Source organism: Chryseobacterium sp. G0201 (assembly GCF_003815655.1).
GTDB lineage: Bacteria > Bacteroidota > Bacteroidia > Flavobacteriales > Weeksellaceae > Chryseobacterium.
This window is the reverse complement of sequence record NZ_CP033917.1, coordinates 1,128,714-1,153,803: the sequence shown is the minus strand read 5'-3', so window position 1 is coordinate 1,153,803 and position 25,090 is coordinate 1,128,714. Positions and strand designations below refer to the sequence as shown.

Here is a 25,090-nt window from a genome sequence, read left to right as displayed (position 1 = left end):
CTAACCGTTTTCTTTATTGAATGAAACTAAGCTCTCTCCAACAAAACCAAACTATGATCACTTCCTCCCAAATGATTATAAAGTAGAATATTTTTAATCTCCTCTTTCTTTACAAAATTAATAATCATCACTTCCGGAATCTGTTGATCTTTCAAAATATGACAAGCCATAAATGTTGAAAAACCACTTGCGGTATTAAATTCTCCACTTAAATGTTTGGAATATAACAAAGCCGAATTTGGAAATAAATCTATTGCTTTTGTATAATAAACATCAGACTTTGCATCTCCGCTGAAGCCTAAAATAACAGCGTCAATTTCTTCAAAGGTAAGATTGTTTTGAGTTAAAAAATCTCCGATAAAGCTTTGAATTTCATTCTGTTCTAATCTATTATTGATTTTAATATCTCTCAATTGAGCGTAAGAACTTTCTGTCTTTTCTTTTCCCAAAACAAAAAAGCTTGAGCCTTCTCCCCAAATTACACCGTCAGTTTTTGAATTCAAATAATCAACGGGAAGATTTTCTTCTTTTTTAATGGTATTGTTTAATTTATACAATTCCATTGTTCTGTCGGTCTGTTCATCCGTTGAACCTACCAAAATATTATCAGCTTCACCATCATTAATTTGAAGTTTGGCGTCTAACATCGAGAATTCCAATGAAGAAGAGGTATTCACATACGTGAAGTTGTAAGCGTGGCATTGTAATGCTAAAGCAATTTGCCCGGCAACCGTATTGTGAGTAGACTGAATAAAATAAGTTGGAGTCAAGAACTCTTCATTATTATCAATTACATTTTTTAAAAACTTTTCAGAATCTTGGGAACATCCCATTCCTGTTCCGACAATAATCGCATCAGGATTTTCAATTCCGGCTTCTTTTAAAGCATATTTTGAGGCTACAGAACTCATTTTTACTGTTTTAGACATTCTTCTGCTCATTGCGGGCGGAATGAATTCTTTGTAATTAGGTTCAATAGCTTTTACAACCAAAACTGAATTTTCAGGCGTAAGATTTTGTGTGAAATTTTCATTTAAAGTGTCCTGAACCGAGATGCAGGCTGCACTGTTGATATAAACTGCACTCATGATTTTGAGAAAATTAAAGTTGAACAATTTCCTCCAAACCCAAATGAATTGGAAAGTACATGATCGATATTCTTTTCTTTCAATTCAGTAACGGGAGTTAAATCAAATTCTTCCATCTTATTTTTAAAGTTAAGATTCGGGAAAATGATATTATTTTGAATAGCCAACAATGAATATACGGCTTCAATTCCTGCCGCCGCCGCCAAAGTATGACCTGTAAATGCTTTTGTAGAACTAAATTCCGGGACTTGATTTTCTCCAAAAATTCTGATCATCGCAATTCCTTCCGATAGATCATTATTTGGAGTTGCGGTTCCGTGAACGTTGATATAATCGATGTTTTCTTTCTGTAAACCTGAGACTTTCAATGCTTTTTCCATCGCCAGAAATGCACCTTGTCCGTTTTCTGAAGAAGCGGTTTGATGGTGAGCATCATTGGCATTTCCATAGCCCGAAAGATAGCCTAGGACTTTTTTATTTTCTTTTTTAACAACTTCATCAGATTCCAACACCAGAAAAGCGGCTGCTTCTCCGAGATTTAATCCTTTTCTGTCATTGTCGAAAGGTGTATTGTAAGAATCGGTAAGAATCATTAGGGTACTAAATCCATTCAAAGTAAATTTTGAAAGAGAATCTGTTCCACCAACGATCACGCGGTCTAAAACACCATTTTTAATAAGCTTTGCGCCCATCATAATCGCGTTAGCTGCTGAAGAACAAGCCGTACTGATGGTCGAAACCATACCTTTCAGACCTAAATAATCTGCAATCGCTAATGATGAATTTCCTGCATCATGAGAGTCGATATATTTTTGCTTTTCAGGAAAGTCTTCATAGGAGTAGAAATATTTTTCGGTGATATCCATTCCGCCAACGCTTGTTGAGGAAATTAAACCCGTTTTGTAGCCGTTAATATCTAATATTCCGGCACTTTCTACAGCTTCTTTTGTAGCAACCATACCTAGTAAAGCAGTTCTTGTCACATTATTATCTTCATTAAGCTGAAGTTTTTGTACCAATTCTTCATTAGATAGTTTTATCTCGCCTGTTTTAATATTTCCGGTGTGGCGGGTTTCAAATAATTGAATATCTGAAATTCCGTGTTTTCCGGTTTTTAACGAAATAAAATTTTCTTCCACATTGTTTCCGATGGAAGATATGATGCCCATTCCTGTTATGGCAATTTTTTGACTCATTTTATCTTATAATGTAACAGTGCATCAATTTAACGGGTTACCAATATTGATACATTGCTAGATTGATTCATTTATTTTGTTCTGTTTTCTTCGATGAATTTTGCCATCGTATCGATAGATTGAAAAATTTCCTTTCCTTTTTTAGGATCGGCTAATTTTATTCCATAATCTTTGTCAAGAAGAACGATCAACTCTAAAGCGTCGATAGAATCTAATCCTAAACCTCCTCCGAATAACGGATCAGTATCTTTGATCTCTTCTATAGAAACGTCTTCAAGATTAAGTACTTCGATAATTTTGTGCTTCAATTCAGTTTGTAAGTTTTCCATAAAAATTATTTTAATGTACCAATTTAGCAGTGTACCAGTTTACCATGGATGACTGCAAATTATTGCTACATTGTTATATTGTTAAATTGTTATATTAGTTCGTAAGCAAATATACAAAAGCTTTATAACTTTCCTGATATAGCTCTACCCAGCCACAGAGTACCTTTTCAGCCTTTCCTGACTGTAAGATCTGTTCTGAGTAATCATTTAAAAATTTTTCATCAAATTCATCCAAAACAAAAAAAGCATTCTCTGTCTGCATTTTATGTCTGATGCTTATTTCCCCGACGCAGATGTTAGGCAACGTGTACACAAAAACAGCCGGGCTCGGGAAGAAATTATCCTGAGAGTTGATGCTTTCCTGATATTTGAAATCAGTATCTAAACTTGATGATCTGTTCGCTAAAACTATTGCTGTTTTGCTGTGATCTTCATCTTTTAAAATCACTTCGGAAGCCAAAAATGCCAATTTACTCAAGTTATCCATTTTATGAAATTTAGGATAATTCAATTCTAAACTTTTATAAGCTTCTTTCGCAAATTCTGAGAATACTTCAGCTTGACTTTCGAAAATAACTTCTTCATTGAAGGTTATTTTTGAGTTTTCTATGGTGCAAATGTCGGTTTTCTTCATCATGTTAACATTTTTCTAAAACAATTGCAGCATTACACCCGCCAAAACCTGAAGCTGTTTTCAAAATATATTTGATGTCTGCAGGCTGGTTTTCTTTAATAATATGTAAAGGTTGGGAAACTCCCATTTCTTCAAAGTTTTTAGATGAAATTAAGGTACTGTGAAGAGCACTTTCCATAGAAATAATGCTTTCCAGTAGACCTGATGCTCCTAAACAGTGTCCGTAAAAACCTTTCATGCTGTTGAGAGGAACATTTTGTAATTCCATTCTGTTGAAAGCAATAGCTTCCATTTCGTCGTTATATATAGTTGCTGTTCCGTGTGCAGATATAAAATTGATTTGTTCTGCTGAAACATTCGCTTCTGTCATTGCATTTTTAATGCTTGCATACAATCCGTCTCCCGTTCTTGAAGGTCCGGAAATATGATTGGCATCATTGATTGCTGAGTCCCCTAATATTTTAAAACTAAACTTTTCGTTTGAGATTGCTTCGTCACTTCGTTCCTCGCAATGACTTGTAATAAAAGCTGCTGCTGTAGCTTCTCCAAGATTGATTCCGTTACGATTTTTATCATAAGGTTTGCACGGTTCGTTTCCGATGGCTTGAAAAGAATTGAATCCTGAAATCACAAATTCGGAGATCTCATCTCCAGCCACGACAAATGCATCTTTATATCTTCCTGCTTGAATCATATTTTTAGCAATAGCAATCGCCATTACTCCTGAAACACAGGCGTTACAAACTACAATGGGCTTGGTTTTAAATCCGAAAAAGTCAGCGATTTTTTGTGCTAAACTTGAAAGATAAGCACCTTCCGGTACAGTTGCTTTATTTTTTAATAAGCTGATATTTCCTTTTGTTGTCGATAAAATAAAAGCAGTTTCGTCTGAAATGTTATGTCTTTCTACCAAAGGTTTTAAACTTAACAAAAACATTTTTTCAAGCCTCGTGAAATCCATATTGTCATTGGCTAAACGCCGAATCTTCGATTTCTGAGCGGAGTCGAAGAATCTGTTGAATTCTTCTTCCAATTTTTCAGAATCGATAATAGAAGTATAAAAAGCTTCCTGATTTTCGATCACTTTATGTTTTGCAACGCCTGATTTTCCTTGAAGTAAAGCATTCCAGTTGGATGCAACATCAAATCCTAAAGGAGTGACGCAGTTGTAATCTGTGATGTAAACTTCTTTTCTCATAATCCCATTTTATCTTTCCAAGCTTGAAAAAACTCAGGATTATACAAACATAAATTATTGTCAGAATCTAAGAAAACCTGAATGGTTTCTCCACTGCACACCAATTTATTGTCTTGATTAAAAAGCTCGTATTTATAAATCAATTTCGCCGCAGTTGTATTGACAAAAGTGGTTACGATATTGAATGTTTCTCCATATTTTAAAGGTAGAAAATGCTCACAAGTACTTTTCACGATAGGCGTTACAAATCCAGCTTTTTGAATATCAAGATAAGTCAAGCCATGCTGTCTGCCGAAAGCCTCTCTTCCGTCTTCGAAATACACAATGTAATGGCCATGCCACACAATACCCAACGGATCTGTCTCATTGAATCGTACTCGTACTTCCTCTGTACACTGGATTGGTTTTTCGTTAGACTGCATTTTGTTTCCTTTCATAAAAAATTGAAATAGTGACCATGGCAATATAAAATAAAAATAATAAAGCCAGTTCTTTTGCGATACCTGCGATTCCGCTGTTTCTTAGAATGATGTCGTAATAAGCGTTCAGTCCCCAGTTCATGGGTGAGAATTTCGCAACGGTCTGCATAAATTCAGGCATTAAGAATACGGGAACCCATATTCCTCCGACTGCTGCCAATACAACAACAGAAGTTGCTCCAAACGGTGCAGATTGTTCCTGAGTATCAGCTAATGTTCCTAATAAAACACCAAAACCAATAGCTGCTAATCCTGCGAAAATGGTAACGATAATTAAATGAAACATTTTTCCTGTCACATCAAATTGCGGAAGATCCATATAAGGGAAAAGGTAAATTCCCACCGCAACCATCAATAAAAACTGAATGATACAGATGATCAAATACGTACACGTTTTTCCTAAAATATGAATATAATAAGGCGTCGGACTGACTCTTACTCTTACGCTCGTTCCCTGACTTTTTTCTTTCACTAAATTAATAGAAAGCGGAACGACGATAAAAAATATCGCAAAAAGCGCCCAAGCCGGAACATTATGCTGAACGGAATTTGGTATCACGTCCATTTTTCCTTTTGTAGGCGTAATTTCTTTAAAACTGATTAAGTTTTTATTTTCATCTAGATTTTCCGTGGTTCCCAATTGATCCTGGAATGCTTTGTAGATTTTTTTATTTTCGATCTCAAAAACCATTTTATTAACGGCATTCATTACATTGTTTTTGAAACCGATATTGGTTGCCGGATCAAAATACAAGAGAATGTCTTTGGCTTTTATGTCAACATTCTTTTTTGCAGAAGCTGAATCTGCCTCAATTCCAAATGAGCTTACAATGGTCTGGACCTTAGAATCAATATTTGCATTTAAATCTTTCGTTAAATTTTCAGGAATGACGATTGCCATCTGATAATCACCGGAAAAAACGGCATCTTGCGCAGATTTTTCGGTGTAATTGGTCACTAATTCGAATGTTTTACCATTTTCGAGCTCATGTTTTATACTTTTTGAAATTTCAGATTTGTCGTTATCAATAAAAATAATCGGAATTTTTGAGCCTTCCAGATTTTTAAATGTAGAATCCTGAATTAATGTGATCGTTATGATCAGCAATAAAGGCATCACAAAAATAATGACGATTCCTCCGATATCTCTTTTCAGTAAAAGGATTTCCTTAACGAAACTTCTCCACAATTTATACAACAACATCTCTTAATTCTTTTCCGGTTAATGAAATGAAAACATCTTCTAAATTTTCCGCACTTGGAACTCGATTCACCAATTCTTCGGGAGTTCCGACCGCGTGGATTTTTCCATGATCGATGATCGCGATTTTTGTACAGAATTCTTCTGCTTCAGAAAGGTGATGTGAGGTATAAATGATGCACGTTCCTTTTTTATTTAAATCCAAAAGATAATCAATAATTGCTTTTTTAGACTGAACATCAACGCCAACGGTTGGTTCATCTAAAAATAAGACTTTAGGATTGTGAAGTGTTCCTGCTATCAAATTGCAACGGCGCTTCATTCCTCCAGAGAATTGCTCTACTTTTTTATCCGCGAATTTTGATAAACCCATAAGTTCTAAAGATTCATCAATCGCTGTTTTTAATTTTTTATGAGGTAAACCGTACAAGCTTCCAAAAAACATTAAGTTTTCCTTTGCGGTAAGAGTCGGATATAATGCGTATTCCTGAGGAACGATCCCGATGATTTGTCTTAATTTAAAACCGTCTTTTTGAGGAGATAATCCGTTGATCTTAAAAGTTCCTGAAGTTGGTTTTATCAACCCCGAAAGCATTGAGATTAATGTTGTTTTTCCAGCTCCGTTGGGTCCCAGAATTCCGTAGATTTCGTTTTTATCAATATTCAACGAGATATCATTTACAGAAACTTCTTCTGCAGACTTGTATTTTTTATACAGATTTTTTATTTCAATGATATTCTCCACGTTAGATTGCTTTTCTCAGTTTTTTATAGAAAGCTTCTTCCAGATCAGCAATATGAAGCATTGATTTTGAAAGTTGGTTGTAAATATCGCTTTTAGAATTTCTATTTTTGTAAACTCTCGCAATATCTACGGCAAAATCTCTCCAAAGGTCACCAATTGCGGTAATTTCTTTAGATAATTCTTTCAACTCATCATTCTTAAGAATTACGGCAGCCTCTTGCAAAAATGCACCGTAAATAAACCTGAAACCGCCACCGCCGGTACCAATTTCTTCCTGCATTCTAATAAGCTGTCCCAAATAATGATTGGTGACTTTTGTTCCTTTTTTATCTGCCCATTTCGGGATGCTTTTCGCTACCCATCTCATAGCTCTTACGCCAATAATCGGAACGGGAGCCAGCATATTTTTGCAGGTATCTTTGATTCCTTTTTTGATGGCTTCTTCCAGATTTACATTTTCAGGAATGTAAGTAGGGTAGTACATATGCCCTTTTGGAGGAAGTGCGCCTTTAGCATATCTTACTTTTTCCAATTCGGCTTCGGAAAGGGAAGTGGTGTAATCCATCACTGGATCACTGATCAAGAATCTTCCGTTTTCTTTTCCGTAAACAACTAAATTATGGGCGTTGAAGTGGAATTTATATTCTTCAGGAAAATACGTAAGGTTAAAAACCCCAACCTGTAAACCTGTAGGTACATTGTTTTCTAAGTTTTTTTCTAACGCTAATTGTGCGTCTTTAGGATTCGAGAATTTTTCTCTTTTAATTTTAATTCCCAGTCTTTTTGCGGCTTTGCTGAAAATAGCTCCCGGCATTGGTCTGTAACTAAAACCTGGGGCGAAATTTACTTTTAAAAAAGGTAAATACACGAAAAATAACCCAGAGCCAATTCCGAAGATCATTGGTTCGCTGAGTTTCAGTCCTTTGTTTATTAATAAATTAGAGGCAACACCGTTTTCGCAATGCGCAGTTTGATGGTGTTCAAAATTAAGTTTCATTCGTTGCTTGATTTTACCAAACCTTCAAGGTTTCAAAATTTTGAAGGTTTCTATTTATTTCCCGTTGAAATTTTTTAATTCATCCACTGAAATTCCGAATGCATCGGCATATTTTTTCAGTACGGATTCGCTTAGTGTCTTAAAGATTTTTGGTTTTGTATGTCTTTTTACTCTCCATTGCCACATTCCGGCATAGGAAGCAAGAACCTGCAAATCCATTTTATTCAATTCCATGAAGTAAACAATCGGACTCGCTACATTATTGGCAACATCCTGTTTTGCTTCTTCTATTCTTTCGTTGATAAGAGCTAAAGATTCATTTAAAGCTGCTTTTTTAGCTTCCCAGCCAATACTGTTGGCAGTTGTATAATTGTTGTTTTCGTCAGTTACATACAAAACCTCAGTCATGTTAGCTGACTTCAGATTGCTTTCGTCTTGAGGAAGGTCTTGTTTTTTCATCTGTTTTTATTGTTTTATTTCCTGAATAAACAAATTAATCTCACCTCTGATCAATAATTCATCATTATTGAAGGTCTCACAAAAGATGTTGCAGATATTTTCATACTGAGAAATCAAAGATGCTTTTGAAATAATTTTGTCACCAACTTTAGGCAACGCGAAAACTTCAATTTTTTTGATATTGGTAATAAAACCGATCACTTTTGTATCGGCTTCAGGATTTTCGAAGAAACTTTGTCCGAGAATTGATGAACAGGTTTGCGCAAGGTTTTCAATTAAACCAGCTTCAACGAACTCATTATTATGCACAAAAATATTGTCTTCCAGAATTTCAAACGAAGTCACCACTTTTTCTTTGGTCAATTCCAGAATATAATCTGTCATCAGCATTGGATTGCGATGAGGTAAGAATTGATGAATATTGATGATGTCGTTTTCCTTGATTTCCATTAAAATTATTTTACAACAGTTTTCATTTGAGAGTTGGCGATCTCGATATCATTTAGTTTGGTAATAATATTTACAAGCGTAACTCCCATTACTTCATTAAGAATGGTAACTTCAGACCTCAAATGATCTCCGACTTTTGGCAATGATTCAGCTTCAAAAGATTTGATAGCACCAATATATCCGGTTGGAGCATCTTTCCCCAAAAGATAATATTTGTATCCGGTGTGTAAAGCTACGCTTTGCGCCTGATGTTCTATCAATCCCGATGCCTGAAAAATTCCGTTCTGCACAAAAATATTCTCTTCTTTTATTTCAAATCCTGAGATCAGGTGATTTTCAGAATATTCGGAAAGTTCATTCACCATTACAAAAGGAGATCTTTGCGGAATTAAGCTTTCCACAAAATTTTGATCAGATGTTGGTAATTTGTTTTCCATTAGCAAACGGTTAACAAAGCACAAGAATACGCGAATCTTCCACTTTCAGGAACGCAAAGAAGTATTTTTTCTCCTTTTTTCAACTTCCCTGAATTCATTAATTGTTCTAAAGCAATGAAAATAGAACCAGCACCGATATTTCCCACCTCAGAAAGATTATAGAACCATTTTTCCCATGGGAAATCCAAGCCTACATTAGCAAACTCATCTTTAAGTCCTTCTTTAAAATAACCTGAAGAAATATGAGCTAAAACGTGATCGATAGATTCGGGATCAAGATTGTGCTTGTCGAAAGATGATCTTAAACTTTCGGCACCTTTCACCAAAATATATTTATCTAAAATTTTAGTGTCTTGTTTTAGTGCAAAAATTGATTGCTTTAACCATTCGTCCGAAGGGTAATCTGCCCAAGATTTCAGGCTTCCGTCTTCCTGCTTTTCACAACCTGCATACATACAAGCTTCGATTTCGTGAGCGTAAGAATAGAAATCAATGAAATCAATTTTTAAAGAAACTTCATTTTCTCTTGGCTTATTTTGCAATAAGAAAGCACCTGCTCCATCAGAAAGCATCCATCTCAGGAATTCTCTTTTGAAAGCGATGATGGGTCTTTCTTCCAATAATACTAAATTTTCTGCTTCATGGTTGAATTTATCAGCCGTCATCCAAGCTGACATTCTTTCAGAACCGGCACAGACTGCTGCTTCCTGAACGCCTGCTTTTACGGAAAGAAAACCGTAGTTCAAAGCATTCATCCCTGAGTTGCAAAGGCCTGTTGCAGTATTTATTTCGATAGATTTTCCAATGTTTAATTCACCATGAACCATTGATGCGTGTGATGGCTGGATCTGGTCTGGTGAAGTTGTCCCTACAGATAACAATTTCATGTCTTCTTTTTTGAAATTTTCATCAAAAAGACCTTCAATTGCTTTTGCTGTTATCTGAGCATTGGTATGTGTAGGATTTCCTTCTTTATCTAAAGCGTAATATCTTGTTGTGATTTTATTGTTTCTTAAAATCAATGACTTAGCTTTTGATTTGGCATCATTTATATACCCTAGATAGGTTTCCATTTCATCATTAGAAACGGGTTCATTCGGTAAATATGTTGAGGCTTTTGTTATAAATACGTCGTACATTCTATTTTAAATTAATTCCTTGTAAATATTTTTTCTGTTTTTGCCTTTTAAACCAAAATATAGGTGTCGTCAGCAGGTGTAAAACTAAAACGATGGGTGAAATTACCCAGATTGCTGCCATCAAATATACCTTAAAGAATTTTATCAGCAATGGTCGTTTTTCTTTTTTCTTGATAATCAGGTTAGACCAAACGGTGAAGATCTTGTTTCCTACCTTTTCTACTCTTACCAAAAAAGGGCGGATCTCTACAGCTCCGTTATTGATCAAATCGGGCTGAAGATTATCCAGATCATTATTTTTTAAATGCTTTTCAATGATCTTGCCGTATTTTACAGAACCTGTAATTTCTTCATCTGAAACTCCTGCCGCGGGAAGCATCCCTGATTTTTCTTTTTGTCCGGTTGTTAACCAGCGCAAAATCGTTAATACACTTGTATAATTGTCGTGTCTGTCTACCAAAGCGACATTTCCTACAAGTTGGGCTTTCATATCTTTTAAATATACTTTCAGTTTTTCCTGAGAAAGCATCCACATGTTTCTTGTTGCTGAAATGGTAATAACAGGGGTATCTTTAAGAATATTTTCTGCATAACCACTTTTCAGGAACGAAATGATAGGAATGGATGGTGTTAAATACCAAACCTGATAACCAAAAATAATGAGGTCATATTTTTTATTCAAAACCTCTTCAGAAGGTGCAAGTATCTCGCTCGGAATCTGTAAATAAGACTCCGGAAATGTGTTGAAAAACACATCACTAGACCAGGGAAAAGGAAAATCTTCCTTTAACTGAATATTATAATACGTAACATTATATTCTTCTTTATTATTTTCAAACGGTTGAGCGACATTTTTTACGATGTCCTCCAATTGTCCCGTTTGTGAATAATATATTACAAGTATATTTTTTTGCATTAATTTTTTTTATCGGTTACAAAAATATGCTTTTCATATTTATTATTTATGCCTAAATACTTTTATTGATTCAGAACTAAATTCGAGCTCGTAATTATCATTTTCAAATGAATAGTTTTTAATATTCATTAAAATAACAGTTTCCGGAAGTTCGGTAATATCTTTTAGATTAAAATTTTTGTCAGAAATTAAAAGCATATTTGTTTTTTTATTGATTTCCGAGATGTTGTTGATATAATTAATCTTTCTTCTCTTTACAATGTAACTCTGTTTTGCAATTTCACGTTTTTCATGATTATTGATTAAACTGAATATTTTTCTGCCAGCTTGCTGAAGCGTCAGCAAAACATCTTTTTGCCCGAAATCATCAGCAATATGTAGAATTATGGCATCTTTTGGGATGTGTTTATTCAATTCAAAATAAACAGATTTATTGGTTTTGAAATCTTTTTTCAGTTCATCTACAACTTCCGTTTCTTTATATAAAAAGCTTAAAAATAATTTCTTTTTAAAATAATCTTCATCTTCAATTTCATTTCTCAGTTTTGCAAATTCTTGTCTGAAATAAGCATTGATCTTTTTTGTTCTCTCAGAATAATTTTTTCCAAAGCTGAGATCATCATTGTTGATTCTATCACCAACTTTTACGGTAATGCTTCCGTCATATATAATGAAGTCGCCTTTTGGAAGCACTTCAGAATTTCCGTGGATGTAAACAGGAACGACATCCAAACCAAATTCTTCAGCAATATAAAATGCTCCTTTGTGGAATCTTTTTACATCATTCGTATAAGAACGTTCGGCCTCGGGAAAAACCATTAAAGAATAGCCTTCATTTATTTTTTCTCTAAGTTGTTCCATTCCGTTTTCTATGCCTTGAGAAACAGGGAAGAAACCTAAAGCTTTTACCAGTTTTCCAAATACAGGAGATTCGTACACCCAGTCGTTAACTAAATAAACGATTTTGTGCGTTGCCATTGCGAGTGCCAAAGTATCCAGAAAAGAAGTGTGATTGGCAATAATAACTGACGGTTTGCTGAAGTCTTCGTTAGGGTTTCTTATTACAGTTTTCTTTACAAACGGAGTAAGATGCAGAACCGACTTTAGAAATAAAGCAATAGATTTTTTAATGGTATTTAAGGTTTTCCCTTTTGCTTTTCTCACAAAAAAATGTCCGAAGAAAGAAAAGAAAATTCCTCCTAAACCGTAATAAAAGAACGAGATCACGGAACGTAAAAACAATCTGAAAGTAATTGGAGAAAGTCCTTTTTTTGCTCTGTTGGTAATTAAAAATCTAAACCAGAACGGATATAATGTTGAGGTGATTATGATCACAGAGAACATTCCGATCAAGGCAACCAAAGCTAATGAATGCAGAGCCGGATGTTTTGCGAAAATCAAAGAACCGATGGATAAAATTGTTGTAAAAACAGCCAGAATAATGGAAGTTCTATACGTTGGAAGTTCATTTTTCCCCGTGGTATGCTCTTTTTGCATCGCCTTCGTTAGGAAAATACTGAAATCGTCACCAACTCCGAAAACCAGCGTACACACAACGGTGCTGAAAATATTTAATTCTAATCCTAAAAAGTATAAAATTCCCGCCGTTACAACTCCTGTTAAAACTATCGGGAACATCGTAAGAATCGTTAATTCGAAGTTTCTGAAGAAAACAATGATCGTTAAAATGATTGCTAATAATGAATAATTAATCAAAGTATTAAAATCTCTTTTTAGTAATCCTAAAAAGTTTTCATTCATCTGTTGGCGGTCTATTGCCAGAGCTTCATGATTTTTCTCAACATCTTTGATGAAAGCGTCTCTTTTGGTCTCATCTACTTTCACTACATTAGAAACTGTGTAGAAACCGTTTTCATTACTTAAAAACTCAGAAATTTGTAAAGCTTTTATTTTTTCGTAGTCCTTTAACTTTAAAGTAGAATAGTTTTTATTCAAATTTTCATTGAACTGATTAAATGCAGAGCTGTTGAAACCAAATTTGTTTCCGTTATCAATTAATTCAGAAATAGTTTGATCTTTTTTATGACTGTCCCAGAATTTTTTCCAGGTTTCAATTTTCTTTTGTTGATCTTTTTCAGAAAGAACAACATTTCCAATGGAGTTGTAGCTTAAAATTTTCCCATCTTTCTTTTCTTTTTCAAGGAATTGAGATAATTTAGAATTTCTTGTCAAGGCCTGTTCCTCAGAATTTCCATAAGAAATGGTGTAAATAGATTTTGAAGTGATATCTGAAAGTTTTTCCAGCTTGGCTTCACTTATTTTTAAATCTTTTGGAATGTAATTAAGATCTCCAATATCTTCATTAAAACCAACATGTCTAAAACCAAATATACAGGCAATAATAATGATGGAGCATCCAATAATTAAAGGCTTATTCTTCTCATACGGATATGAACCGATTCTATCAATGAAATTGATACTGACTTTTTCATCTTTTTCTTTAGGTTTATAAAGTTGAGGAACGATAATCAATGCTGTAATCGATGACAGAATAACCGTAATTGCAGCGAAAAGTCCGAGATCTTTCAACGCTTCTGAACGTACAAAAACCAAACATAAAAATGAAACAGCAGTTGTTGCGCTACTCAATATAATAGGTTGCGTAATTTCTTTGTAAAGCTCTTCAATATTATTGTTGTGCTTGTAATGTGTCAAGATATGTAACGCGTAATCTATCGTAATTCCGATCAAAATAGCGCCGACGCTTAAAGAAATTGCGGAAATTTTATCTTTAATAAAATATAAAATGAATAAAGCGAGTAAAACTGAAAATACAGTCGGAAGAAAAACGATAATCGGTGTGAAAAAGTTCCTGAAATAATAAATCAGCAAAGTCAAAAGTACGGTCATGGATATAATTACCGTGTTTTGGATGTCTTTTTTGATCTGTTGAGCATTTGCGACAGCAATTACAGGTGAACCAAAATAGCTAAGTTCCGTTTTTCCTTTGAATTGTTTGTTGAGATTGTCTTTTATTTCATTTAATTGATTGACAAATGTTTCGTTATTTTTGGTATCGTTGCTTTTATTTTTAGGTTCGATGAACAGCAAAAGATTTTTTCCGTCTTTGGTAACGATGTAATTGTCTTCGAGCTTGAAATCTTTGCTGATATTTAAAGCATTCAGTTTTTTGATTCCTAAAAATGTGATTCCCAACGGATCTTTTTTAATAAATTCTTTGGTCACTAGGCTTGTTGGGGAAACCAAAGAAACATAATTGTTTTCTACCTGCTTTGCGATGCTGTCTTTTTGAAGTTTTCTTTCAATTTCCCTGTAATCGTTTTCATTTAAGAATAAGGGAAGGTTTTGATTAACGAAATCAAAGGTTTCTGAAATCTCATTATCATTTACTTTCCCCTGAATAGAGCCAATGTATTTTTGTAAAGGTTCAATTTTAGTTAAAAAAGTATCTGCTGTCTCAGAAAGTTGAAATTGATCTTCTTTAGATGTGTTTTCAATGATAACGATGATCTTGTCTGAAAAATTCAGTTGTTTAAGAACTTTTGCTGTAAGATCCGATTTTTCATTTTTAGGAATTATCTGATTAATATCTTCCTCAAAATTAATTTTTGAGGCGAAAAATCCGCATATCAAAGCAATACTTAAAGTAATAAATACTGAAAGAACTTTGTTTTTAGAAATGAGATAATATAAAAAAATAAAAAAACGGTGCATTACATTATAAAATCAAGTTTGCAAATTTAATTTTTTAAGTATAAGTTCAAAAGATTTAATATATAAAGTTTTAGCTTACAATGAATAAATATTCTTGACGAAATAAAAAAAAAATCTACTTTTGCAGAAGTTCCAAATTGATGAAAAAAAATATAATAAAAACTTTTAAGTAAAAACTTGGTTTTTTATATGTTTTAATACACACATAGATTAAAATAATGAGTTTATTACACCCGTATTTTCTAATAGCACTTTTTTTTCTGATCATTTTCAGTTACCAAGAAGTATTTCGTGGTAAAGTTGAGCGTAAATATCTGTACTTTTTTTGTGGATACCTTGTACTTGTTGCGGGCTTTAGAGATGCAGGTCCCGATTATGGAAGCTATAGGGCTATTTATGTATATACTGATACCTTAAGCTATGAAAGTATTATTCTGAAAGGGCTCCATCTAGACCCTCCACAGCAGGTAGTTGTAGAGTGGTTGTACTCATTGGTGAATAAGCTTATGCTTAATATTTTCAATGCTCCGTTTTATATGTTGACCTTTGTGGTGGCATCATTTGCCATATTTTTCAAGGCTAGCTATGTAGAAGATAATACCTTTTATCCCTTTACTTACATTTTATTTATGTTTATTCCCGGTTTTTTTATTGGGGAATGCGGACAAATGCGACAGAACTTAGGGGTATTTATGGTATATTTTGCCGTGCGATTTATAAAAGAAAAAAAACTTATTTATTATCTTTTGTGTATTTATCTCGCCGGAGGAGTCCATAATGTTTGTTATGCATTTTTGCCTATGTATTGGATTGCCCGTATTCCTGTAAATAAAGGAATTATGTTGGGAGCAATTTTGATTTCCATAATTATGTCTCCATTTGAAGTATATAGGGTTTTTGGGAGCTTTATGGATAGTATTGCTTCTGATAGTGTTGTTGTTGGTGGTTTTAATGCTTATATGGAAGAAAATGTAGAAAGACTTAATGGAGGGATTGGTGTTCCTGAAATTATGACGGCTATTCTTACCTTTTTCCTGTTTTTCTTTGATACTAAAATGGTGGAAAAATATCCATATTATGAATATCACAGAAATTATGCTCTTGTGGGGATATGCTTTTACTTTATATTTAGGAATAATCCTGTTTTCTCATCAAGATTGGTTGGTGCATTTACAGGGTTTGGTTCTTTAATAATTCCAAATGCATTATATGTAGTTTCAAAAAACACTAAAAAAATGCTGTATAGCTTTATTATTTTTATTTTCATTGCTAATTTTGTGATTTTTTCAAGCTTTAGGAATATTACAGCGGGGAGATTTACAATAGATCTTTATCAAAATTTCCTTCTCCCTTAAAAATACTTGATTAAATGATTCTAAGTTGTATCTCTGAGATAGAGATTACATTTTGGTTGTGATAAAAAAAATATATTTTAATAAACAAGAATAAAAAACACAATAATATTTTGAAAGATGAAAAGAATTGAATCTTTAGATGGGCTTCGAGGTATAGCAATCCTCTTAGTTATTTTATACCATGGCTATTACATTTGGTATGAATATTTGCCTTTTGGTGATAAATATTCTAATGTTTTTCTGTTTAAATATGGCAATCTTGGTGTTCAACTTTTTTTCCTTATATCTGGATTTGTAATATTAATGTCTTTAGAAAAAACGAGTAGTTATTTAAAATTTTTAAAAAATAGATGGATACGATTGTTCCCTTCTATGTTTGTTGTCTCATTAATTATTTTTTTTACTTCTTCATTTTTTTATGAGAGACCTTTAGGAATTCCTCCTCTAAAATCACTTTTGCCAGGATTAGTTTTTATTAATCCTAGTATACTAAAAGGTATAACCAAAATTGATTTTCCACTTTTGGAAACGTCCTTTTGGACGATCTATCTTGAAGTGAAATTTTATTTAATTTTTGGATTATTATTTTATTTATTTGGAAAGAGAAAAGCAATATTGTTTAATTTTCTTATTTATATTCTTGCTCTCGTTTTAAGCTTTATTTCTGTGCACTATAAAGTTCATTTGAATGGTGCATTAAGCGGATTTAGAGATACATTTATACAATTTGGATGGTTTTCTGCAGGAGCTGTAATGTATTTATATTTTGTAGAGAATAATAAAAAATATCTTTTATATTTTGTAATTATGAGTTCATTGTCAATCTTATCAGTTTATGATAAAGCCGATTTTGGAATGATTATCTATTTGCTTGCTTTGGTTCTATTATTTGCCTCAGTTTTTTTGTTTCCAAGTATTCAACAAATTGTAGCTTCAAAATTTTTAGTTTTTATAGGATTTATAAGCTATCCTTTATATCTTATTCATGAAAATATGTTGATATCATTAATTATAAAAATTAATAAAGCTTTTCCATTTATTCCGGATATACTTCTTCCTATAATATCCAGTTTCTTTTTAGTTCTTATATCATATATTATATCAAAATATGTCGAGCCAAAATTTCAGCAATTTTTGAAAAAGACATTAAGCTTTTTAAATCATAACATTTGTTTTTTTGTGAAATTTCTAAATGAAAAACGGTGATAGATTGAATTTTAGTTTCATAAAAAAGAAGCAATGGAATAATTAATTACATTGCTATGTTTTCTTTGGATGTTATTTTTTATATTTTTTTTACTTTTTAATTGATATAATTAATGTAATTGGTCTATTTGACTTAATAGACATTGTTTTTTTGTCAATCTATTGCGAAATCTATTTTTTTTACATACGTTTGCAATATATAAACACAAATTTTTTGAACACAAATTATGGAAACAAAATTTACTTTACTGCAATATTTCGATTTGTAGCCATCAACAATATTTAACTTTTTTTCGTAAATAATAATTAATTGTATAACTATTTTTAGTACGGTTTGTAGCTGTATTATAAAAATATTATTTCTTGATTATTAATATGATTTTTAAAAAGTTGAATTCTAAATAAAAAGCACAATTTTAAAATTTTTACGTATGAAAAAAAAATCTGTATTAAAGATTTTTACAGCAATGCTATGCATTGTTTCTGCTCATGCTACCTCGCGAACTTTTGTAGTTCCGGATTATAGGGGAAAAGTATTGAGCAATAGGATAGGGGAATTTACTCCTCCATATTCCTATGATTTAGATCCTGGTTTTGTTGTTCAACAAAATGTGAATGAGAAGGGATTGGTTGTTGTTAAAGGTAATTTTAACAAACCAAATACTTCAGGGGATGTTAAACTTACAATTAAGTACAAGGATACTCAAAATAATTGGGTTTCTATATGGTGTAAAACATTTGCTGGTGATTATGAATATAATGAAGAACTCACTGCTAATTTCGAGTTGCCGGAGTCGACATTAAATACTTACGACATTAAGATTGAATTAAGTTCTGCTTCGGCGATTAATAACTGGCAATCGATAGTATGGAATAAAACGGTAAATCATTATAAAAAGTCAAACTATACGTATGCAAATTGTGATTTGGATGAAAATCAATACACTATTCTATTTACTCCTAAAAAAAATGGAACAGTATTGTATAATCCTAATGGGACAGTGTCTGGAGTAAAAGATAGGGTAACTTCTCTAAATTTGGCGAAAAAAATTGATAACAATGTTTTATCACTTCTTGGGAATGCAACATTGGATAATTCTAATATCAATTCGCCTATCATTAATATCACTAATCCAAACAATCTCGCAACTATTGCAAGTTCACAAAAGTATATTTATCAAGGTAGTGATGTTAGTCCTTTTGAGTTTTCTTATCATGATCCAGTGTATATGTTCGCGGGTAAGTTTTCAAATGAAAGCTTTTTTATCAATTTTAGTAACTGGGTTTTACCTCCTGAGGAAGGTGGGGAGCAGATGGGTAGAGGGTACTTAGATTTTACAAATCCTAACGCTCTTGTTAACAGATATTATAATCTTTATAATTATATAAATGAAAAGCTGGGCGATGTATTTGCAAATCAAGAGCCTGTAGTAATTGTTATAAGTAAGATAACAGGCTTAAGGGTGTATAAAAACAACGGGCAGTATATCTCTTTAACTTCAACAAGTAATTATAATTCACAAAATGATTTTGGCTATCCGCCTTTATATGGTAAACAAAGAGGTCCTGGCTCTGAAAATTTTTCATTAAGTAACACTTTGTCGGCATCATTATATGGTGTGGGTGCTATTAAGAATAGATTTGTACGTGATGACTGGAATGGTCCTTCAAGACCATTGATTGATATAGAAGCTGAAATTAATAAGTTTATCAATTATGTAGGTATTTTTGGAGCTCCGCCTACTCCAGAATGTCCTAGCAATTGTTTCACAATAAATTCAGGTGCTGAATCGGACTTTACAGATTGGACTAAGGCTCCGAATAGTTATATTTTCACAGGAAAGCATAAAGATAAAAATAATGTCGAGATTGTAGACGACGGTCTTTATATCCCTGTAAAAAAAGCCTATGAAATGTGGGCAAAAGGGAGATATATGCAGAACGAAAATAATGTATTTACCCCTATTGATAAAAATGGTGCTCAATCAACATCTGTATATTGGGAAGATGTAAATGGATTGATTAAATCAACAACAATAGAAGGTACGGGTGAAAATGCTAAAATTAAAGTTATTGTTGATAAAACAAAAGGTAAGGGGAATGCAAGCATAGACTTTAGGGTTAATAACAACGTTTATTGGACTTGGCATGTATGGGTAACAGATAGTCCGGAAGAAGATGGTGCAGAATATGGGCAAGGCCATGAAACAGATCTATCGGGAACTTCATTTGTACCAAAGTATATGGATAGAAATCTAGGCGCTACCAATGCAAGTTTCTTAGGAAATGATTGGAATAAATCAGGAGGTTTGATGTATCAGTGGGGTAGAAAAGATCCTTTTCCTACTTTAGTATATAAAGATGGGTCATACTATGAAATTACAGGAACCGCTGGGACGAGAAGACATGAAAATGCAGGACTTTTACCTTCTGAGCCTAATAGTGGAAGAATTCCTATTAAATATAGAGGAAATACACAACCCGTAACTCAAGGTGAAAATAATAACACTGGATTTGATTCAACAAATGGGAATATCAGATATTCTATTAATAATCCGATACACTTGATTACTAATGCAATTAATGATGGGACTTGGTTTTCTAACCAACAATATAAAACGCCTAATGCAGATACTAATTTAATAGAAACATGGGATTTATGGTCTGATAATAGAAAAGGTCTGAACAGTAACGGAAGCACTAGTGATCCAATTGTAAAAGCAGACTCTTGGTCTTACGAATTAAAGTCAGAATTTGATCCATGCCCTAACGGTTGGAGAGTACCTTCTCAATATGGAAGAAATACGATTAACAGTGATTTAAATCCTTATGGAAGAAAAAATACAGGAAATGTTAATGATGATAATATTGCAGCAAACAGTATGATTTATCCAAATACTGTAAGTCCAGTTTTAGACGGTGTAAAAGTGTATCCTGAATTAGGAATAGATTTCCGAGGGACGGCGAATAGAAAAATAGGAATCATCCCAATGAATGGGAATTATGAATATTATGGTCCTGATGCTGCTACTTCTAATTATGCAAATAAATCAAAAATTGTATATCAAGATCAGGCTTCTGATGCTACTTTAAATACTGCAACGTATGGTATTGGAGGAGCTAGAATTTCTGTTTTTTATAGTTCTCCAGAAGATACTTCAAAATCTACAACAGGATGGAATGCTATTTATGTTAATCAAACAACTAAAGCTAATGGTGCTTCTGCGGTAAGGTGTATGAAAGACCCTAATATTGGTTTATTAGGTAATTTTAATATGCAATATGTACCTTCTACTGAAACAGATAATACTGATTACAAATCATGGACAAAAGAAGCTAACAGTCATGTAGTAATGACAGGTGAAGCCACGGATGCTACGGCTCAGGATAAAGTATTAAAAATAAGTCTTAAAAAAGCCTATGCAATGCAAAAGCTTTATCTGTCAGATAATAAACAACTTCCGGGAGGTACAAAAAATACGGCGAGTATTGTTTGGTCTACTAATCCGGCTCTTATTAAAAGTGTGAAAATTACGGGTGCATATCCTAATGAAGAGATGGAAGTAACACTTGCTGCTAGAGCGAAAGGAAATGCTGTAGTAGCCTTTCACAAAGGAAATAACGGAGTTTAGGGTCAATCTAATCAGGATAAAATACTATGGAGCTGGCATGTATGGGCACCAGTAACTGATCCATTAGATAAAACAAAATGGGTTACTTACACCACTGAATCGGAAGCTAATGGAGGTATTATTCCTACGACAAGTGGGCATATTGTTAATCCTACCAAAAGTTTAAATCCTCCCTTAAAAACAGTGTTTATGGATAGAAACTTAGGAGCATTACAAAATCTACCATCCTATTTTGCTAGATCTACTTCAGCTATTGAGTTGCAGACAAAGACTCAAATCCAACAATCGGGAGGTCTGCATTACCAATGGGGAAGAAAAGATCCTTTGCCTACTTTCCATAATCCGGGAGGCGCTCAGAATACGACTGGAGGGACTGTCACTGTAGCGGGGGGATATAATGTCTTCCGACAAACAGGTGTAGATGCTTCGGGAAATGCAATTTATAATGTAGCATCCCCGGTTACTGATGCAGTATTTAGCTCAACAGATCCTGTTAATGGATATTCTCGTGAGTGGAATGCCTATAAAACATCTGCGGGGATCTTAGGTACAGAACCTAAACATGAAAAAATAAGAAAAGTAATAAAGTACGCAACAGAAAACCCGCTATCTTTCTTGTTTAGAAGCAAAACTGGAAAAGAAATACCAAGTGAGTTAATTAATCCTAATGATTCTACAAAGACTTTAAAGCTAGCGTCTGCACAAGTGAAAGACTGGATGTCAGACGAAAGCGGACAAATGCAGGACAGGTGGGGGCATGCTACAGAAAAATCACCTTATGATCCTTGTCCGGAAGGTTGGAGAATCCCAGATATGAGTTTTGCTACGATTTTTGGAGCAGGACCAACTAGTAGCTATGCAAAAGGATCATCCCCATGGTTTTATAATGGCTATAATACAACAAGTGCTTTTGCAGGTTATGGTATTCCACAATTTGAAGTAACAGACCTAGTTGGAGGGTATGTTGGGACAAATAATGCCGTAAATGTGAAAAAATATCCAGGATTCACACTAACAACAAATGCTGAGAGTGGAGGAGCAAGTAGTAGAAGTGGATGGGTGTTTAATTTTGGAGGATCAAAATATAATATTGGGAACATTCCAACCACTGGTATTAGAGGGATATTAGGAGGAAATGACTGGAAAAATCTGAAATTTACGGGAGATACAACAACAGATAACTATAGATACCAGACAGGTCTCTGGACAAGTTCTCCTTCCGACTATTATTCAGGATATGCCATTGGACTTAATTTATCTAGTATTTCTAGTCTTAATAATGCTGGGAAACTTCTTTCAGGAACAGGATTTTATCCTCAGGCAGCAATGTCTTGCCGTTGTGCAAAAGTAGAAATAGATAAGGTTACCAAAAAAGAAATCGGGAGATATGATCCTAATACTGAACCTATGACAGTTCCGCAAAATACGACTGCAAAAGCATCCAATGTTTTTGCTAAGAAACAAATTGAAGAAATTCAAAAAAATAACAAAAAACTAACTGTTTTCCCTAATCCTGTGAAGAGCATTCTATACATCAATGCAGATGATAAAGATTATTATTACCAGATTTACAATGCTTCAGGGCAACTTGTAAAACAAGGGAAATTTGAAAACAGACAAACTAATGTTTCTTCTCTTACTCAAGGAGCTTACTTAGTTAGAATCAATAATTCTGAAACGGTAGTTAAAATTATTAAAGAGTAAAACCTAACTTAAAAACTTGAACTGCCTCATATACTATGAGGCAGTTTTTTCATTGCTTAAGTTGAAATATTTTATAATTTTGTTTTAAATCCCTAAATGTGCAAATTATGACTACAAAACAATCAAACAAGCTTACGATGGCTAAAACTCTTAAACAGTTTTTTGCCGCTGAACAATCAAGATACACAGTCAATAACCCCTCTTAAGGCAAGAATTTCAGAACTGAATGCTATTATAGCTAATCTGGAAATATTAGCTGATGTACAAGCTACCGACACTACTGCAAATACGATTTTAAAAACAGATGCAAGATCATTAATGATCAGTCTTACTGTAGCGTACGCAAATACAGCCGCAGATTATTTTGATTATAAAGACAGTCCGCTAGCCAAACAGCTTACGACAAATAAATCAAAAATTAAAAATATGACAGGGGTTGATGCAAAAATTTACTGTAACAAATTGTACAGTATAGTTTATGAAAATATTTCGCAACTCAATCCTGACTATGTGACTACAGCGGAAGTACAGGAATGGCTTACATCAATCAATAATTTTGATGCCAAAGCATATGATTCAGGTATAAGTATAGATACGACACAAAATGTTACACAAAATTTACAGGCAGAATTCAAAAAGCTAAATCTCTGCTTAAAAAATATGGACAGGCTTATGAAAAAGTACGATATTCTGGACAAATCTTTTCATAATAACTACAAAATTTCCCGGAAAATCCCTGACTTAGGAACTCGACACAATATTGAGACTCCAAAGGAATAAAATAAAAACTGTCTGAGCTTTAGAATCAGGCAGTTTTTTTTGTTCATTTAATAAAATAGTCAATCAGTTGATATTCAAAATGAGATATATAACATTTCGAAACAGATAGATGGTTTTTCGAATGAGACAGATTGTGTTTCATACTAGATAGGTGATATTTCGAATCAGATAAATGATTTTCCTCATGAATTAGATGGCATTTCACATCAGATAGATGATATTCCCTATGAGACAGATATTATTCTATAATAGATAGGTGGTTTTCCGAAACAATTTTCCGATTATAGCAATTGGATAGAGAATTTTCAATACAGATTATAGTAAATAAAATGGTGCATCTCAATATTGAGGCAGTTTTATTTATATTAATTTAAAAAACTTTCGATAGTTTTTTATTATTTTTACCAAAATTTTTTAAATATGATGATGATGAAAAAAATAATTTTTGACGGTATGAAGTATACTTCCGTCAAACTCCCTCAACAAAAATGGCTGAATCTTGAACAAAAAACATTGTTTTACTAATGGAGTCTCCTAAAATAGCCGTACTCGTTCCCTGTTATAATGAGGCTTTAACCATTGGGAAAGTTGTGAGTGACTTCAAAACCTTTCTTCCAAGTGCTGAAATTTATGTCTATGATAATAATTCAAAGGACGGAACAGCGGCAATTGCAAAGGAAGCCGGAGCAATCGTACAGTATGAAAAAAAACAAGGGAAGGCAAATGTTGTCTTCAAAATGTTTAGAGAAATAGAAGCAGATATTTATATCATGATCGATGGTGATGATACTTATCCTGTAGATTGTGTGCAGGAAATGCTAAATCAATTTACTGAAAATAATTGTGATATGTTGGTTGGAGACAGGCTCTCTAACAATAGTTATAAGAATCAAAACAAAAGAGCATTTCATAATTTTGGAAATAATCTGGTGAGAGGTCTTATCAATGTGTTTTTTGGTTCGCAGTTAAAAGATATATTATCTGGTTACAGAATTTTCTCGAAAAAATTTGTAAAAAATTACGCAAGTACTATAAAAGGATTCGAGCTAGAAACCGATCTTTCTATCTATTCTCTTAATTATGAGTTGGCGATAGAAGAATATTCGATAGACTATAGAGACCGTCCGGAGGGAAGTGTGTCAAAACTAAATACTTTTACCGATGGATTCAAGGTGATCAAATTATTTTTTAATTTGGTAAGGCTCTACAAGCCGCTTCTGTTTTTTGGGGCAGTATCTGCTATCTTATTCGTTATTGGTCTTTTATTTATGGTTGTTCCTATTAAAGAATATTTTGAATATAAATATGTTTATAAGGTTCCTACTCTTATATTCTCTATAATGTTGATCATTGTTTCATTGCTTTCTGTCATGACGGGTCTTATTCTGGATAATATCAGTATAATTGATAAAAAGAACTTTAAAGTAAGGTTTAATAGCACAAAATGAC

At 33.3% G+C, this 25,090-nt stretch carries 21 protein-coding genes; 6 read left to right on the top strand and 15 right to left on the bottom strand.

The window, feature by feature from the left end:
• Positions 1-26: 26 nt before the first annotated feature.
• The 15 genes from EG348_RS05075 to EG348_RS05005 form a co-directional block, all read right to left on the bottom strand.
• A complete protein-coding gene (locus tag EG348_RS05075) occupies positions 27-1,088 on the bottom strand; it encodes a beta-ketoacyl synthase N-terminal-like domain-containing protein (protein ID WP_123981228.1) in 1,062 nt (353 codons plus the stop codon).
• Positions 1,085-2,284, bottom strand: a complete 1,200-nt coding sequence (locus EG348_RS05070) for a beta-ketoacyl-[acyl-carrier-protein] synthase family protein (protein WP_123981226.1) — start codon at positions 2,282-2,284, stop codon at positions 1,085-1,087. Before EG348_RS05070 ends, EG348_RS05075 begins: the two co-directional genes overlap by 4 nt.
• Before the next feature lie 71 nt (positions 2,285-2,355).
• Positions 2,356-2,613: a phosphopantetheine-binding protein gene (locus EG348_RS05065; RefSeq protein ID WP_054512816.1), complete on the bottom strand. Its 258-nt coding sequence runs from the start codon at positions 2,611-2,613 to the stop codon at positions 2,356-2,358.
• 94 nt (positions 2,614-2,707) lie between these two features.
• Positions 2,708-3,250 (bottom strand): 3-oxoacyl-ACP synthase, encoded by a 543-nt coding sequence (locus EG348_RS05060; RefSeq protein ID WP_123981224.1) that lies wholly within the window; start codon positions 3,248-3,250, stop codon positions 2,708-2,710.
• 1 nt (position 3,251) lies between these two features.
• Positions 3,252-4,445, bottom strand: coding sequence for a beta-ketoacyl synthase N-terminal-like domain-containing protein (locus EG348_RS05055; protein WP_123981222.1), 1,194 nt, complete (start codon positions 4,443-4,445; stop codon positions 3,252-3,254).
• Positions 4,442-4,882 (bottom strand): acyl-CoA thioesterase, encoded by a 441-nt coding sequence (locus EG348_RS05050; protein ID WP_072411195.1) that lies wholly within the window; start codon positions 4,880-4,882, stop codon positions 4,442-4,444. The genes EG348_RS05055 and EG348_RS05050 overlap by 4 nt, the downstream gene beginning before the upstream one ends.
• A complete protein-coding gene (locus EG348_RS05045; RefSeq protein ID WP_123981220.1) occupies positions 4,857-6,128 on the bottom strand; it encodes an ABC transporter permease in 1,272 nt (423 codons plus the stop codon). Before EG348_RS05045 ends, EG348_RS05050 begins: the two co-directional genes overlap by 26 nt.
• Positions 6,115-6,870, bottom strand: a complete 756-nt coding sequence (locus EG348_RS05040) for an ABC transporter ATP-binding protein (RefSeq protein ID WP_123981219.1) — start codon at positions 6,868-6,870, stop codon at positions 6,115-6,117. The genes EG348_RS05045 and EG348_RS05040 overlap by 14 nt, the downstream gene beginning before the upstream one ends.
• Position 6,871: 1 nt before the next feature.
• On the bottom strand, positions 6,872-7,867 hold the full coding sequence (locus EG348_RS05035) for a BtrH N-terminal domain-containing protein (protein ID WP_123981218.1): 996 nt from the start codon (positions 7,865-7,867) through the stop codon (positions 6,872-6,874).
• A gap of 54 nt (positions 7,868-7,921) precedes the next feature.
• Positions 7,922-8,326 (bottom strand): hypothetical protein, encoded by a 405-nt coding sequence (locus EG348_RS05030; protein ID WP_123981217.1) that lies wholly within the window; start codon positions 8,324-8,326, stop codon positions 7,922-7,924.
• A gap of 6 nt (positions 8,327-8,332) precedes the next feature.
• Positions 8,333-8,776 carry an ABC transporter permease gene (locus EG348_RS05025; protein WP_123981216.1) on the bottom strand — a complete coding sequence of 148 codons (444 nt, stop codon included), beginning with the start codon at positions 8,774-8,776 and terminating at the stop codon, positions 8,333-8,335.
• A 5-nt stretch (positions 8,777-8,781) separates the two neighbouring features.
• Positions 8,782-9,213, bottom strand: coding sequence for a hypothetical protein (locus EG348_RS05020; RefSeq protein ID WP_123981215.1), 432 nt, complete (start codon positions 9,211-9,213; stop codon positions 8,782-8,784).
• A complete protein-coding gene (locus EG348_RS05015; protein WP_123981214.1) occupies positions 9,213-10,352 on the bottom strand; it encodes a beta-ketoacyl-ACP synthase III in 1,140 nt (379 codons plus the stop codon). Before EG348_RS05015 ends, EG348_RS05020 begins: the two co-directional genes overlap by 1 nt.
• Position 10,353: 1 nt before the next feature.
• Positions 10,354-11,268, bottom strand: coding sequence for a dialkylrecorsinol condensing enzyme DarA (locus tag EG348_RS05010; protein ID WP_123981213.1), 915 nt, complete (start codon positions 11,266-11,268; stop codon positions 10,354-10,356).
• A 42-nt stretch (positions 11,269-11,310) separates the two neighbouring features.
• Complete coding sequence (locus EG348_RS05005; protein ID WP_123981212.1) at positions 11,311-14,964, bottom strand: MMPL family transporter; 3,654 nt, start codon at positions 14,962-14,964, stop codon at positions 11,311-11,313.
• A gap of 218 nt (positions 14,965-15,182) precedes the next feature.
• Between EG348_RS05005 and EG348_RS05000 the strand changes: the two genes are divergently transcribed.
• The 6 genes from EG348_RS05000 (at position 15,183) to EG348_RS04975 (ending at position 25,089) form a co-directional block, all read left to right on the top strand.
• Positions 15,183-16,319 carry an EpsG family protein gene (locus tag EG348_RS05000; RefSeq protein ID WP_123981210.1) on the top strand — a complete coding sequence of 379 codons (1,137 nt, stop codon included), beginning with the start codon at positions 15,183-15,185 and terminating at the stop codon, positions 16,317-16,319.
• Positions 16,320-16,436: 117 nt separating this feature from the next.
• Positions 16,437-17,525 (top strand): acyltransferase family protein, encoded by a 1,089-nt coding sequence (locus EG348_RS04995; RefSeq protein WP_123981208.1) that lies wholly within the window; start codon positions 16,437-16,439, stop codon positions 17,523-17,525.
• A 431-nt stretch (positions 17,526-17,956) separates the two neighbouring features.
• Positions 17,957-21,157: a hypothetical protein gene (locus EG348_RS04990; protein ID WP_123981206.1), complete on the top strand. Its 3,201-nt coding sequence runs from the start codon at positions 17,957-17,959 to the stop codon at positions 21,155-21,157.
• Positions 21,158-21,346: 189 nt separating this feature from the next.
• A complete protein-coding gene (locus EG348_RS04985) occupies positions 21,347-22,861 on the top strand; it encodes a T9SS type A sorting domain-containing protein (protein WP_123981204.1) in 1,515 nt (504 codons plus the stop codon).
• A 162-nt stretch (positions 22,862-23,023) separates the two neighbouring features.
• Positions 23,024-23,641 (top strand): hypothetical protein, encoded by a 618-nt coding sequence (locus EG348_RS04980; protein ID WP_123981202.1) that lies wholly within the window; start codon positions 23,024-23,026, stop codon positions 23,639-23,641.
• A 524-nt stretch (positions 23,642-24,165) separates the two neighbouring features.
• A complete protein-coding gene (locus EG348_RS04975; RefSeq protein WP_123981200.1) occupies positions 24,166-25,089 on the top strand; it encodes a glycosyltransferase family 2 protein in 924 nt (307 codons plus the stop codon).
• The last annotated feature ends 1 nt before the right edge of the window (position 25,090 follow it).

Coding starts and splice junctions, on each gene's coding strand:
- EG348_RS05060 (WP_123981224.1), bottom strand. CDS start 3,250: ATGATGAAGAAAACCGACATTTGCACCATAGAAAACTCAAAAATAACC.
- EG348_RS05000 (WP_123981210.1), top strand. CDS start 15,183: ATGAGTTTATTACACCCGTATTTTCTAATAGCACTTTTTTTTCTGATC.
- EG348_RS05065 (WP_054512816.1), bottom strand. CDS start 2,613: ATGGAAAACTTACAAACTGAATTGAAGCACAAAATTATCGAAGTACTT.
- EG348_RS05045 (WP_123981220.1), bottom strand. CDS start 6,128: ATGTTGTTGTATAAATTGTGGAGAAGTTTCGTTAAGGAAATCCTTTTA.
- EG348_RS04995 (WP_123981208.1), top strand. CDS start 16,437: ATGAAAAGAATTGAATCTTTAGATGGGCTTCGAGGTATAGCAATCCTC.
- EG348_RS05035 (WP_123981218.1), bottom strand. CDS start 7,867: ATGAAACTTAATTTTGAACACCATCAAACTGCGCATTGCGAAAACGGT.
- EG348_RS04985 (WP_123981204.1), top strand. CDS start 21,347: ATGGATAGAAACTTAGGAGCATTACAAAATCTACCATCCTATTTTGCT.
- EG348_RS05020 (WP_123981215.1), bottom strand. CDS start 9,213: ATGGAAAACAAATTACCAACATCTGATCAAAATTTTGTGGAAAGCTTA.
- EG348_RS05005 (WP_123981212.1), bottom strand. CDS start 14,964: ATGCACCGTTTTTTTATTTTTTTATATTATCTCATTTCTAAAAACAAA.
- EG348_RS04975 (WP_123981200.1), top strand. CDS start 24,166: ATGGAGTCTCCTAAAATAGCCGTACTCGTTCCCTGTTATAATGAGGCT.
- EG348_RS05075 (WP_123981228.1), bottom strand. CDS start 1,088: ATGAGTGCAGTTTATATCAACAGTGCAGCCTGCATCTCGGTTCAGGAC.
- EG348_RS05030 (WP_123981217.1), bottom strand. CDS start 8,326: ATGAAAAAACAAGACCTTCCTCAAGACGAAAGCAATCTGAAGTCAGCT.
- EG348_RS04990 (WP_123981206.1), top strand. CDS start 17,957: ATGAAAAAAAAATCTGTATTAAAGATTTTTACAGCAATGCTATGCATT.
- EG348_RS05055 (WP_123981222.1), bottom strand. CDS start 4,445: ATGAGAAAAGAAGTTTACATCACAGATTACAACTGCGTCACTCCTTTA.
- EG348_RS05010 (WP_123981213.1), bottom strand. CDS start 11,268: ATGCAAAAAAATATACTTGTAATATATTATTCACAAACGGGACAATTG.
- EG348_RS05070 (WP_123981226.1), bottom strand. CDS start 2,284: ATGAGTCAAAAAATTGCCATAACAGGAATGGGCATCATATCTTCCATC.
- EG348_RS05050 (WP_072411195.1), bottom strand. CDS start 4,882: ATGAAAGGAAACAAAATGCAGTCTAACGAAAAACCAATCCAGTGTACA.
- EG348_RS05025 (WP_123981216.1), bottom strand. CDS start 8,776: ATGGAAATCAAGGAAAACGACATCATCAATATTCATCAATTCTTACCT.
- EG348_RS05015 (WP_123981214.1), bottom strand. CDS start 10,352: ATGTACGACGTATTTATAACAAAAGCCTCAACATATTTACCGAATGAA.